Below are 13,576 nucleotides of genomic sequence, written 5' to 3' on the forward strand. Positions count from 1 at the left end.
CTTGTTTAGGCTAATAACTTCAAAAACACTTATTCTAAGATATAAAACCACTCATCAATTATAGTGATTCGATGGGTAAAAAATCATTATTATAGGTGATTGCAATACTTGAGCTATTTATTTTACTTCACACGATTTTTAAAAACTCAAAATAAACTCAAAAACAGATGAAATTTTATTTAATGTTAGTTCTATTATCTTTAAGTGCTTCTTCTCTTATTGCTAAAGATATACGAGGTAGACTTACAAATAGTAATGGCGAAAGTCTTGATTATGTAACTATCCGGCTAGATGGCACCGGATGGGGAACCACATCAAAATCTGACGGAACATTTTACTTCAAAAATATACCTACTGGACAATATACGCTTGTTGCCAGCCTTATTAATTATAAAACGAAAACAATACATATTGAAGTTTTATCTGATGCAACAACAGAAATAGGAAATCTTGAATTGGAACAATCAAGCCAGACATTAGATGAAGTGGTAATCTCTGCCAACTTAGATAAATACGTATCAAAAAAACCGTCCAATTCAATCAGACTCGACCAACCTCTGGTTAAAGTTCCGCAAAACATACAAGTGGTAACTTCCCGCATGATTTCCGATCAACAAATACTCAGCATGAGCGATGGCATAATACGTAATGTAAGTGGCGCTACTCGTCAAGAACATTGGGGAGACTTGTATACCCGTATAAACATGAGAGGTGGACGTGCTGCTGCTTTTCGCGAAGGAATGAACCTGACCTCTACCTGGGGACCATTAACCGAAGATATGAGCTTCGTTGAATCAATTGAATTTGTAAAAGGTCCTGCAGGATTTATGATGTCAAATGGAGATCCCAGTGGTATATATAATGTAGTGGTTAAGAAACCAACAGGACAAACAAAACGCCAAGCTTCATTAACATTGGGCAGCTATGATCTTTACAGGGCAAGTATTGATCTGGATGGCAAACTCGATCAAAAAGGAAAATTATTATATAGACTGAATTTGATGGGGCAACTTAAAAATTCTTTTCGAGCCAATGAATTCAATAACAGATATAGTATTGCCCCTGTTATTACATATGTAATTAATGAAAATACAAAACTTACTGCGGAATATACTTTACAACATGTAGATATGTCGAATGTAGGTTCTTATTATAGCTTTGCGACACAAGGCTACGCAACCTTACCTCGAAATTTCACCCTATTGGCAGCAGGAATGGAACCAACCAAAATAAATGATCAGAGCATTATCCTCAATCTTCAACATAACTTTGATTCCAATTGGAAATTAACTGCGCAAGCTGCTTATTTTAACTACAATCAGGTGGGTAGCTCAATGTGGGTTGACTCCATCAATACAGATGGGAATTTACGCCGTACAGCCAGTATATGGGATGCAATATCTCAAATGAAATTCGGACAGGTTTTTGTCAATGGAAAAGTTAAAACAGGACCTGTAACACATCGTATATTGGGAGGACTAGATATGGGTAACAAAGAATATTGGGCAGATTGGTCGCAATCTTTTGCTCTTGATACTATTGGTTCATTCAATATTTATAACCCCAACAATGGAAAACCGGTCTTAGGATATCCCGATTTTGACAGAAGTAAAAGCATTAAGGAACGATCTGGAGGTCCTCAAATTACACAAACATATACAGGTTTATATTTGCAGGATGAGCTTTCGTTCTTTGATGAAGCCCTAAGATTAACTCTGGCAGGTAGATATACCTATGTTAAAAGTAATTCTTACGGAACTATTACAGAAGAACGTAAATTCACACCACGTATAGGTCTTAGTTATTCAATAGATGAAAACACTTCGCTATATGCCCTTTACGACCAGACATTTCTTCCTCAGAGCGGACTTCGCCGCGATGGTAAAGGAATCAAACCAATCACAGGTAACAATATGGAGATTGGAGCCAAGAGACTCTGGTTTGGAGGTAAATGGAACAGTACATTATCATTATACCGAATCATAAAAAACAACTTGTTAGCTGCCGATCCTACAAATGCAGCAGGAGAAGTATATGTAACCGAGATAGGTCAAAGTAGAGATCAAGGTATTGAATTTGATGTACAAGGAGAAATTCTCAGAGGATTAGATATTGTTGCCAACTATGCTTTTACCGAATCTGTGGTAACAAAAAGCTCCTCGCAATATACTAAAGGAACACAACTTCCCGGAGTGGCTAAACATACTATTAATGCAAATCTAAAATACAAATTTATGGATGGTGCATTGAGAGGATTCAATCTTCAGGCAGGATGCACATCTTTGATTGATCGTAGTTCGTGGTGGGCAGACAGTCGAGATCATGCGGAAGAACTTCCTGATTATTTTAGATTAGATGCCGGTGCCGGTTGGTCAAATGGTATACTGGCTATTAACCTCATGGTAAATAACGTACTTGATAGCTATTTATATTCGGGAACACCTTATACTATAGGCAAAACAAATGCTTATTACTGGCAAACCGAAACTCCAGTGAACTACCGCTTGAATATTACTTATAATTTCTAAGGCTGTAAACAGATTTCCTACTTTTGTAAAAATTTTAAAATAAAAGAATTTAATCTTCAATGAAGAAATTATCTTTCAAACGAATAATCTATCTATTACATCTCTGGCTGGGAATGCTATCGGGTATCGTTGTATTTATTGTTGCGATCACCGGATGTATATATACCTTTCAGACAGAATTGAGAAATGTATTCGAATCTTACCAAGATGTGGAAGTACAAAATAAACCATTCCTTTCACCATCTGAGCTTAAGGAGAAGTCAAAACAATATGTATACGCATCTCCCTCAGACAACAGTAATGTTATTTATGGAGTTACTTATGCCAAACTAGACAGAGCGGCAACGGTAGCCTATAATCATTATGAAGATGGTTATACTTTATTAGTACTGAATCCTTACTCAGGTGACTATCTGGGCAAACAAGTTTTGAAAAATGATTTTTTCAGATTTGTACTATCCGGACATCGTAACCTCTGGTTACCTTATCCGGTAGGTCATCAAATCGTAGGATGGGCAGTTTTGATCTTTGTTATTGTATTAATAACAGGTATTGTTTTATGGATACCTAAAAAGTGGAACAAAAAATCATTAAAGCCACGCCTTACAATTAAAAAGAAAGCCGGATTTTTCCGATTCAATTACGATCTTCACAATGTACTGGGTATTTATGCCGCTCTTATTGCATTAGTAATTGCACTGACGGGGCTTACCTGGAGCTTCGAATGGTATGCCAACTCGTATTACAAAGTAATATCAGGTGGCAAAGAACTTAATAAATGGCAGGTAGCACAATCGGATACGACAGCCGTATCTAGTCTCGAAAATACAGCAGACATACTTTGGGAAAAAGTAAAAGCCGAGTATCCTATCGGGCAAGAGGGGTCATTTATGTTTGATTTTCCAAACCAAAAAGCTGATGCTTATCGTATCTGCTTCAATTCGGCAAACGATGATACTTACTACAAAAGACATTTTCGATTCTTCGATCAATACACGCTTAATGAGTTGGAAGGAGGCGGAATGTATGGTATTAAGTACGAAGATTCTTCAGCAGGAGATAAATTCTACCGCATGACCTACGATATACACGTTGGTGCTATTGGTGGTTTTACAGGTAAACTTCTTGTATTTTTGGCAAGCTTAATTACTGCCAGTCTTCCAATTACAGGATTTATTCTTTGGTGGAAAAAGAGACATAAATAAAGATAAAGTAATACAATAAAAAAGGATTCTCATTATGAGAATCCTTTTTTATTGTATCGACAAATTATCTTATCTCAACTGAGCATTCAACTCCTGCTCTAATGATTTTTGAATCTTTTGCATTATAGCATCAATTTGTTTATCCGTAAGCGTCTTCTCGTCATCTTGAATGACAAAGTTCACCGCATACGACTTCTTGCCTTCAGGTAAGTTCTTACCTTCATACACATCAAAAAGATTCACTTCTTTCAGCAATTTCTTTTCCGATTTGTATGCAATTTTTTCAATCTGCTCAAACAAGATATTTTTATCTAATAATAAAGCCAAATCACGTCTTACAACAGGATATTTAGATATCTCGGTAAATGTGACATTGTGCTTTTTAGTTTCTTTCATCAAAGCATCCCAATTCAGCTCTGCAAAATAAACTTCTGTGTTGATATCCGTTTGTTTTAATAACTTTTTAGCTACAACGCCCAAAGTTCCTAATACTCTATTGCGAGTTTTAAGAGTTAGTGCAACGCTATATATATCATTGGAGAATTGCTCGTATTCATATTTACCCAAAGGTAAACCCAAACGATGCAAGATGTTCTCTGCATAAGCTTTCAATTGGTACACCGATGATTTTTGGGTAGGTGTAGCCCAACTATTATTAGTTGTATCACCACATAACCAAAGTCCCAAATGAAATTCTTCAGAGTACTCTTTCAATGGCTTATCGGCTTCTTTCTTCTCTACATCAAAATAATAGCAATTACCAAATTCGTAGAATTTAAGATCATTACTTTTTCTGTTTCGGTTATAAGCAATACTCTCTAGTCCTCCGAAAAGAAGAGTCTGACGCATCACATTCAAATCATTGCTCAACGGATTAAGTAAACGAACCGACTGCGATGAAGGATAGGTAGTCAAGTCTGTATAATAAGCCTCTTTAGTCAAAGAGTTATTCATTATCTCATAAAATCCATCACCCGTCAACTGTTCTGAGATCAGATTTTGTAAATCATACCCTTTATCAGTAGCGGTTTGATAAGATAGGTTAGATTTCAAAGATTCTCCTATTTCAATATTATTATATCCATAAATACGAAGGATATCTTCTATTACATCCACATCACGTAATACATCTACACGATAGGTAGGTATGCTTAGCGTTAACTGGTCATCCGATTCTTTTTTGATCTCTATTTCAAGACTGGCAAGAATTGATTTTACAGTTTCTTTATCTATATTCTTTCCAATCAACGAATTTACTTTGGCATAAGAAAGTTCAACTATCGGATTTTCAATTTTATTAGGATAGATATCCTGTATCTCTCCGACAAAACTTCCATTGGCAACTTCTTTTATCAATAAAGCTGCACGTTTCAATACATATAATGTATCATTAGGATCAACACCACGCTCGAAACGGAACGAAGAATCGGTACTTAGTCCATGACGACGTGCTGTTTTACGTACCCATGTAGGATTAAAATAAGCACATTCGAGAAATACATCAGTAGTACTTTCAGTTACACCCGATTTTAAGCCACCGAATACACCACCTATACACATACCTTCTTTATCGTTACAGATCATCAGATCTCTATCGCTTAGGATATGTTCCTGTTCATCTAGAGTTACAAATTTAGTTCCCTCCGGTAATGTTTTCACATAAACTGTATCACCTGAGATTTCTTTCAGATCGAAAGCATGCAAAGGATGCCCCATTTCGTGAAGTACATAGTTGGTAACATCTACCACATTATTTATAGGGCGTAAACCAATAATCGAAAGGCGATCTTTCAACCAGTCGGGACTTTCTTTAACCGTCACCCCTTTTATCGTAATACCTGCATAACGAGGACAAGCTTCGTTATTTTCAACGATCACATTAATTCCTTTTTCGTTTGCATTCACAGTGAAAGCATCTACCGAAGGACGATTTAAATTGGTTGCCTTTCCGTTTTGATTTAAATAAGCAGCAAAGTCACGGGCTACACCAAAATGAGAGGCAGCATCAACCCTGTTAGGGGTAATATCCACTTCTATCAAATAGTCACTTTTGATATTATAGTAATCTTTAGCAAGTGTACCTACCTTTGCTTCAGAAGGAAGAACAATGATACCATCATGACTCGTTCCTATTCCAATTTCATCTTCGGCACAAATCATACCGAAAGACTCCTCGCCTCTTATTTTTGATTTCTTTATAGTAAAAGACTCTTCGCCCGAATAAAGAGTTGTCCCCACTAAGGCAACAATAACTTTCTGTCCGGCCGCAACATTTGCTGCACCACATACTATTTGCAAAGGCTCTTCTTTACCCACATTTACGGTAGTAACATGTAAATGGTCAGAATTAGGATGATCAACACAAGTTAATACTTCCCCAACAACCAGACCCTCAAGCCCACCTTTTATTGTTTGTATTTCTTCCACCCCTTCGGCTTCAAGTCCTATAGAGGTAAGAGCTGCAGCCACCTCATCGGGTGACAAATCAAAGTTAATGTAGTCTTTTAACCAATTGTATGAAATATTCATATTCCAAATTATTTCTTAGCTAACTAATTACTAGCTGTTTATATTTTATATAATACCATTCGTATTTAAGTGTCCCAAAATTACAAAATTTTCTTTGTCTACGCTAGAAAAATAGGTTATCCATACACCTTGCTGTAAAAAAAACCGAATAATAATAACTTTGGCATTAGATAAAATCTATATTGGCTGAAAACCTTTTCCACAATACATTGTTATAAATCTGATATATAGAATAGAGATTCCACATTTTGATTTTGACAGAGAGTGGTGTATATTTGTGCCGCTTTTGTATAAAAGCATACTGATTCTAAGCGTAGAGTCAGCCATTCCGAGAATCGGAAAGGCCTTATTTTGAGGGTGATCCTACGAATAAAGCCTTAGTTCTAACCAAAATATTATTTTATGAAGTATTTGAAGTATTTCTTGCTTGTAACGATAGTGTTAATAACATCATCTTACACGCCAAGAACTTCGAGGATTTCGGAAGGTATTTACCCGGGAGACCTTATGCCTGAATTAAAAATTGATAATGAATCAGGCACGAAGCTCGATCTCGAGCATCTTAAAGGAGTTAAAGTATTGGTAAGTTTTTGGGCTGCTTATGATGCAGAATCCCACATGAAAAATGTTCTTTTATGGAATGCCTTACAAAAAGAGAAACACTCACTAGTAATGGTGTCGGTCTCATTTGACAAGAGTAAAGCGGTATTCGAAAAGACATTGAGCATGGATGGAATCAACGACAGGTATCAGTTTTTAGATACAAAAGGATCAGATTCCAAGATTTACCAAAAGTATCAACTGGAGAAAGGATTTCAAAATTACCTGATTGATGAAAATGGAGTCATCATGGCAATAAATCTTACTCCTAAAGATTTGAGCAGAATATTAGAAAAAAAGACATCGTAAATAAAAAGAGCTATTCATATTTGAATAGCTCTTTTTTAATTTTATCCGTCTGCCAAAACATCTTGTCTATCCGGTCCCCAAGGTTCGGGAGTAGAGTTCTTATTAAAAGGATTAAAATAGTTAATATTAAACTGATCTAAATACTTTAAGAATATTTTCACTCTATTTTCAAATTCATTATAATTTAAATTAGCAGCTTTATTATCAGTCCATGCATTTTCGGCTATTGCCATTAATCGGGGATATGTCATAAAGTCAAGCCTTTTTTTATCTTTTATCCGTTCAGTCCACACATTAGCTTGCATCCCCAACACCTGTTTTGGATGAGAAGAAATGAGCTTCGAAATATTTCCGGAGAAATTATATACAGTTTCCAACTCATTGAAGTCTCCTGCCCAACGTCGTCCTATCTTGTGATTGTCATCTTGTACAAAATCAAAATAACAAGGTATTCGGGGGGTCAATATGATATCAAAACCATCATTTAAAGCCTGTGTCAACAACTCCGGTTTATCATGCCTCCACCACATAATTATAGCCTTATCGGGCGACACTCCTGTATTTACGATCTCATCCCACCCTATCATTTTTCGTCCTTTAGCATTTACTATATCGCAAACCCTACGTACGAAATAATGCTCCATACCTATTTCATCTTTTAAATTATGATTTTTTATAAATTTCTGAATCTGTGGATCGGTGAACCACGATTGATTCCCGAAATGAACTTCGTCTGCTCCAATATGAATGTATGGTGCAGGGAATAACTCTACTACTTCATCGAAAATATTACTAATAAATTCGTAAGTAGTCTCTCTCGCCGGATGAAAGGTAAAATCCTTCCAACGCCCTTCACCACCTCCCGATATTTCAGGATACGAACGTCCTACAGCCGTAGCATGTCCGGGCATATCTATTTCAGGTACAACCATAATATGACGTTGAGCAGCATACTCAACAATCTCTTTTATTTCGTCTTGTGTATAAAATGCACTCGGTGCATTCGCATCACTCCAACTTCCTACAGACCCTTCCTGAGTCAACAACGGATATCTCTTTATTTCGATTCTCCACCCCTGCTCATCTGTTAAATGCCAATGGAAAACATTTAATTTAAGACGAGCCATAATATCGAGGTATTGTTTCACAACGTCTTTCCCCATAAAATGACGGGATTCATCAAGCATATATCCTCTCCAGCCATATACGGGAGCATCCTCAATGAATACAACAGGAACAGTTGATTTACCATTTTCCGTCTGAATTAGCTGTGCTAAGGTTTGCAGTCCATAAAATAGTCCCGCATTGCCCGATGCTTTGCATACTATTTTATCAGTTTGCACATCCAACACATATGCTTCTTTTCCTAATTTGGAATCTAACTGAAGGTCGATGACATTTTCAGATAGCACCTTATTATTCTGGAGAGTAACTTGAATTGAAAATTCGTTTTTCAATACATTCTGATAAGCATCCGCTACTGACTTTAAAGCATTGTCTGCATATACTAACTTTGTTTGTGGGTTAAAAGAAAAATATCCCTGTCCTAAAGAAACTTTCTGTGGTTTAGGAATCACATTTATCTCTGAACCTGCATAAGTATTAAGCGATAATGCAAGAAAACAGAAAATAAAAATAACCAACGTAGATAATCGTGTTTTTCTAATGTTCATAGTAATCTAAAATATAAAAGGTTTCAAAATCAAAATTAAGACTTAATTGTATTCTTTCCAACCCAAGCGTGTCAATTATAAGTAATATATTTGCTAATTAACGTTTAATTAGCAAAAAACAAGTGAACCTATATGGAGAAAGTTCTAATAAATAATAAGGAATATAATTACATTACAAATTATAAAAACGATGAAAGGTTGAGAAACGATCTCCATATATTAACTCGAAAAATCTGGGGTTTCGACTTTGAAAAGTGGTATAAAAGTGGTTATTGGGGAGACAATTGTCTCTTGTATTCTTTATCGGACGGTCATAAGATAGTTTCGCACATAACAGTGACTGTAATAGATTTCATTGTTTTAGGAAAGAAGAAAAAGTTTTTACAGTTAGGAACAGTCACAACCGACGAAGAATATAGAAAACAAGGCTTAAATAAATTTCTTCTTGAAAAAGTACTACATGAATGGAAAGATAAATGTGATCTGATCTATCTATTTGCAAATGATAGTGTTTTAAACTATTATCCTCTATTCGGTTTTGTTCCAGTAAATGAATATATAGCTACAAAGAAGATAGAGTCTACCAAAAATGCATACAATGTTAGAAAGCTGGACATAAATAATCAGTTTGATCACGAGCTGCTCTATAAAAAAGCAAAAAATGCAATTCCGTTATTCAACATTTCAATGGTTGATAATGCGGGACAAATTATGCTTTACTGCAACTATTTCGACAAATTCAGCTTTAAAGAAAAGCTTTATTATATTGAATCTCTGGATACAATCATTGTAGCTGAATATATAGGCAGTGACCTTATCTTATATGACATTTTATCTACCCAAGAAGTTGAGATAGAAGCAATCATTAATGCAATGTCTACAGAACAAACACAAAATGTGGTAATGTACTTCATGCCTAAAAACAATAAAGATTATGAAATTAAACTTTTAAAAGAGGAAGATACTACCCTATTTGTAATGGGGAATGAGAAAAAATCATTTGAAGAAGAAAAACTTATTTTTCCTATATTATCTCATACATAAATAAAAAAGAGAATTGCCTTTTATCAGACGATTCTCTTTTTTTATTTATTATATAATGTTTCCTATCAAAAATTCCAAGCAAAACCAAATAAGAAATTTACCTGTGCAAACCAGAAGTGCTGTGACGCTTTATCGCTGCTCGATGCTGTTGTACGGATACTAGGCATATTGATATATCCTTGTTTTCCTTCGCATCGTAGGAAAAATAAATCCCAAAGCAATACATCTGCTGCAATCTTACCATTCAAGCCGAATCCTGCCAAGTGGAAATCATCGTGTCTTTCTTCACTAAATAATGTCGAGTTAGTCTTTGGTAATAAGAAACCTGCTCCAACTCCAGCTATACCATTAATTTTAAGAATACCACGTTTATAAAAATTATGATAATATTCAAACTCTGAATTGATGTAGTTCAATCCATCAGTATGCTCAAACATAAGAAAGTCTTCTGTCAGTTTTACATCTCCATCAGGGCTAACATGATTCTCAAATCCGGGTCTTACTGTTCCTGTTAATCTAACTGTCTGACCTTGATCCATCACATATTTCATATGATCCACACCAATATTTACAGCCATGTTATCTTTGAAAAAATATCCTATTTTAAAGTTCGTCTGAGGTATAGTAATACGATTGGGCTGTAAATAGTTATGATAATTTACGGCACTAAGTTTGTCATGAGCAACAACACGATGCAATGTAAAATCATAATCGTCTCCTGTAAAGTGTATTGTCGAGTTTGTGTAGTGGGCTCTGTTCCATCCCCAAAAAGCATAAAACTTACCTTTTTTATAAGCCGGCTCAGTTTGTGCTATAGCAACAGAGGTAGATACTATAACCAATGCCAATAATAAAAGTTTTTTCATTTTCTTAATTTATATTAATTTTCAAAGTACAAATGTACTGTATTTTATTTATAAGGTGAAATTTTTCTGTATTAATCAATTCATATCACGCCCAACGGCTACCAACGTAACTGGTTTATATTTAAAGAAATAGAGTAATATAACGACTAATAATACAATTCCCATAATCAACATATATCCGAGAATTTCTTTAATGCTTATAGTCAGTGCTTGTATCTGGACTCTCGAATAAAGGGTATTAGTTGCTATACGCTGTGCATCCTCAATGCTCAGTCCTTTGAGTATAGAGCTTGTATAGGATTGAGAATACAAACTATTAGCAATAGGGTTCAGCTGATCTATACTTTCTGACAAGTGCACTGTGTTTTGCTGTTGCAATCGATAGAGCCAATTAGTAAGTATGCTAGAACCTATTGCAGGGGCCAATACCGAACGGCATCCTATAAGAAAGAATGCATTGTATATCAATTGCTGAGGTTCGAGTCCCTGAATTGCATATACGGCTAAGGCAACAAATAAAATCAACATACCAAGTCCTTTGAGAAACATCGGTATGAATAAATCTTCATATAAACCCATTGGTTCTACTTGAAAATACAGTAAACCGATAGCCAAAGTAAAACATGCAAAACCTATGAAGATAAGCCATGCCATCCTCACTGCTTTCTTGAAAAAGTAATAGCAGATAAAACCTCCCAGAACTATTCCGGGAATCATATATAAATACAATTCATTAGTACGGGTAGTATCTAAACGTAGCACTGAATTGACATAAGATGCAGTAAGAATAGTAAAAGATGCAAAAAACATCATAATGAATGAGAACAGATACACCACTACCGAGTTCCGGTTCTTCAATACACTCAGATCGACAAAAGGTCGTACATCTGTCATCAACTGACGGCGTACAAACATCCAGCCAACAACAGGTATAAGAATTGTTGCTATAACAATATTATTCGAGGCAAACCAGTCATTTGTTTTACCATAGGTAGCAACATACAAAATGCACATAAAAACAAGCGAACATTGAAAAAAGCTATACCAATCGATTTCTTTATAGGGAATTCGGATCAGTTTACGACCAAACGCCATAAATATCACTACTAATACCATGGCAAACAACAACAATGCAATCATAAAATAATACATATGCTGCCACTGATAGCGATAAGCAAATTCGGCTGTGATAACAAGTGATAGCTGTCCCAAAATCAAAGTAATAGGATAAAACTTAGAGTAAAACTCATTTCGGGTATTACTGGGACTGAAAAAAGGCATTATTATAGCAATAATTTCGATCAGAGTAAATGCTTTAAAATACCCGATAAAAAAACTACAAACTGTTATTACTTCCATCGAAGTAGTTACTGCACAAATCCAACTTAGAATAAACTGACAGAAAAGAACCACCAGAATAATAGTCTTAGTGGTAGCAACCGGTTTGATAATAGGAATAATAGGGTACGCCATAGCCATACCTGCCGAGGCTGCAAAGTACGCCATGTTTATATCTTCCGACAATACACCTAAAGCTCCCGAGATGTCGACATTACTTCCTGTATAGGCTCCATTAATAAGCATCACGGGAACCAATACAAGCATGGCCACCATACAGACCAGCCATTTTGGTACCCAACTTCTGAAATGTTCGCTGCTATTTACCTTCATTTTTTAATAGCTTCGGTCTCAACCATCATTCCAGCTTTTAACTTTTCCATATCTTCATCCGAAATATCCACAAAATCAATTCTCACAGGAATACGTTGCTGTATTTTCACAAAGTTACCTGCTGAATTATCGGTCGGTAATAAAGAATATTTAGATCCTGTAGCCAAAGAGATAGAAGTCACTTTTCCTTTAAAGACTTTGTTTGCAATGGCATCAACTTTTATCTTGATTTCCTGTCCGATATATATATTCTCAATTTGTTTTTCTTTATAATTGGCTATAACCCATTTACCCTCATCTCTTACAAGATTGGTTACTGTTTGACCTGCTTGTATCAGTTGTCCTTCTTCCAATGTGCGACGTCCCAGATAACCCGAATAAGGAGCAGTAATCACTGTATAGGAAAGATTTAACTTTGCCAAAGAAAGATCGGCTTCTTTACGCAGAATATTAGCATCAGTATTACTCCTCTTTTTTTGTGTTTCAGTTGAAGTCGAACGTAACGATTCCTGTTGCCGTATCAATGCATTATAATGAGCCTTCATTGCCTCATACTCTGTTTTTACCTGATCAAATTGTTGATGAGATACAGCATCGGCTTCCAACAAGTTAGCGTATCTCTTGTAATCCTGCTCCGACTTCCACAGCCGAGCTTTGGCTTCTTCAATATTAGCCTGAGAAACAGCAACATTGCTGGATGTTGTCACAATACTGGATGTCAACACTTCGGCTGTTGCCTCAGCATCCTTCAATGCAGCTTCAGCATCCATAACCTTTAAACGATATTCCCTGTCATCAATAATTAACAGAGTATCACCTGCATTTACTTTTTGGTGATCTGTAAAGTATATTTTGCTGACATACCCCGCAACACGTGTATTTACGGGCGATATATATTGCTCTATAGTTGCATCGTTCGTAATTTCGTACCTATAATAGTTCAGAAAGAAATTACACGCCCATACAATACCAGCAATTGCCAGAATGATAGTAATCCCGTTCAATATAAAATTACGCCGTCTTTTATTTCTTAGCTTTAAATGTATGCGGCGTAACTCTTGTTTTGCTTCAATTTCAGATTGATTTATATCCATAAAATATTTAAGTACTTGCTACTATTTATTCTCTATTTATTTAACTCCTGCCTCCAT

The 13,576-nt window shown here is 35.7% G+C and carries 9 protein-coding genes; 4 read left to right on the top strand and 5 right to left on the bottom strand.

Going from position 1 to position 13,576, the window contains the following annotated elements:
* Window positions 1-167 precede the first annotated feature (167 nt).
* Together G7050_RS16910 and G7050_RS16915 are read left to right on the top strand one after the other, a co-directional pair.
* The gene (locus G7050_RS16910; protein WP_166117441.1) at window positions 168-2,528 is read left to right on the top strand and encodes a TonB-dependent receptor; all 2,361 of its coding nucleotides are present in this window, start codon (window positions 168-170) and stop codon (window positions 2,526-2,528) included.
* A gap of 59 nt (window positions 2,529-2,587) precedes the next feature.
* Window positions 2,588-3,733: a PepSY domain-containing protein gene (locus G7050_RS16915; RefSeq protein WP_166117442.1), complete on the top strand. Its 1,146-nt coding sequence runs from the start codon at window positions 2,588-2,590 to the stop codon at window positions 3,731-3,733.
* A gap of 69 nt (window positions 3,734-3,802) precedes the next feature.
* Here G7050_RS16915 and pheT read toward each other — a convergent pair whose 3' ends face one another.
* Window positions 3,803-6,262 (bottom strand): phenylalanine--tRNA ligase subunit beta, encoded by a 2,460-nt coding sequence (gene pheT, locus G7050_RS16920; protein WP_166117443.1) that lies wholly within the window; start codon window positions 6,260-6,262, stop codon window positions 3,803-3,805.
* Between the two features lie 402 nt (window positions 6,263-6,664).
* Here pheT and G7050_RS16925 point away from each other — a divergent pair, with 402 nt between their 5' ends.
* A complete protein-coding gene (locus G7050_RS16925; protein ID WP_166117444.1) occupies window positions 6,665-7,171 on the top strand; it encodes a thioredoxin-like domain-containing protein in 507 nt (168 codons plus the stop codon).
* Between the two features lie 41 nt (window positions 7,172-7,212).
* On the opposite strand, the gene G7050_RS16930 is transcribed toward G7050_RS16925, so the two are convergent.
* Window positions 7,213-8,844 carry a beta-N-acetylhexosaminidase gene (locus tag G7050_RS16930; RefSeq protein ID WP_166117445.1) on the bottom strand — a complete coding sequence of 544 codons (1,632 nt, stop codon included), beginning with the start codon at window positions 8,842-8,844 and terminating at the stop codon, window positions 7,213-7,215.
* A gap of 132 nt (window positions 8,845-8,976) precedes the next feature.
* Between G7050_RS16930 and G7050_RS16935 the strand changes: the two genes are divergently transcribed.
* A complete protein-coding gene (locus G7050_RS16935) occupies window positions 8,977-9,888 on the top strand; it encodes a GNAT family N-acetyltransferase (protein WP_166117446.1) in 912 nt (303 codons plus the stop codon).
* A 65-nt stretch (window positions 9,889-9,953) separates the two neighbouring features.
* On the opposite strand, the gene G7050_RS16940 is transcribed toward G7050_RS16935, so the two are convergent.
* The 3 genes from G7050_RS16940 to G7050_RS16950 form a co-directional block, all read right to left on the bottom strand.
* Complete coding sequence (locus tag G7050_RS16940; RefSeq protein ID WP_166117447.1) at window positions 9,954-10,754, bottom strand: hypothetical protein; 801 nt, start codon at window positions 10,752-10,754, stop codon at window positions 9,954-9,956.
* Window positions 10,755-10,829: 75 nt separating this feature from the next.
* Window positions 10,830-12,425 carry an MFS transporter gene (locus tag G7050_RS16945; RefSeq protein WP_166117448.1) on the bottom strand — a complete coding sequence of 532 codons (1,596 nt, stop codon included), beginning with the start codon at window positions 12,423-12,425 and terminating at the stop codon, window positions 10,830-10,832.
* Window positions 12,422-13,519, bottom strand: coding sequence for an HlyD family secretion protein (locus G7050_RS16950; protein WP_166117449.1), 1,098 nt, complete (start codon window positions 13,517-13,519; stop codon window positions 12,422-12,424). The genes G7050_RS16945 and G7050_RS16950 overlap by 4 nt, the downstream gene beginning before the upstream one ends.
* Window positions 13,520-13,576 lie beyond the last annotated feature (57 nt).

The organism is Dysgonomonas sp. HDW5A, from assembly GCF_011299555.1.
Taxonomy (GTDB): Bacteria; Bacteroidota; Bacteroidia; order Bacteroidales; family Dysgonomonadaceae; genus Dysgonomonas_A.

Coding starts and splice junctions, on each gene's coding strand:
- G7050_RS16910 (WP_166117441.1), top strand. CDS start 168: ATGAAATTTTATTTAATGTTAGTTCTATTATCTTTAAGTGCTTCTTCT.
- G7050_RS16915 (WP_166117442.1), top strand. CDS start 2,588: ATGAAGAAATTATCTTTCAAACGAATAATCTATCTATTACATCTCTGG.
- pheT (WP_166117443.1), bottom strand. CDS start 6,262: ATGAATATTTCATACAATTGGTTAAAAGACTACATTAACTTTGATTTG.
- G7050_RS16925 (WP_166117444.1), top strand. CDS start 6,665: ATGAAGTATTTGAAGTATTTCTTGCTTGTAACGATAGTGTTAATAACA.
- G7050_RS16930 (WP_166117445.1), bottom strand. CDS start 8,844: ATGAACATTAGAAAAACACGATTATCTACGTTGGTTATTTTTATTTTC.
- G7050_RS16935 (WP_166117446.1), top strand. CDS start 8,977: ATGGAGAAAGTTCTAATAAATAATAAGGAATATAATTACATTACAAAT.
- G7050_RS16940 (WP_166117447.1), bottom strand. CDS start 10,754: ATGAAAAAACTTTTATTATTGGCATTGGTTATAGTATCTACCTCTGTT.
- G7050_RS16945 (WP_166117448.1), bottom strand. CDS start 12,425: ATGAAGGTAAATAGCAGCGAACATTTCAGAAGTTGGGTACCAAAATGG.
- G7050_RS16950 (WP_166117449.1), bottom strand. CDS start 13,519: ATGGATATAAATCAATCTGAAATTGAAGCAAAACAAGAGTTACGCCGC.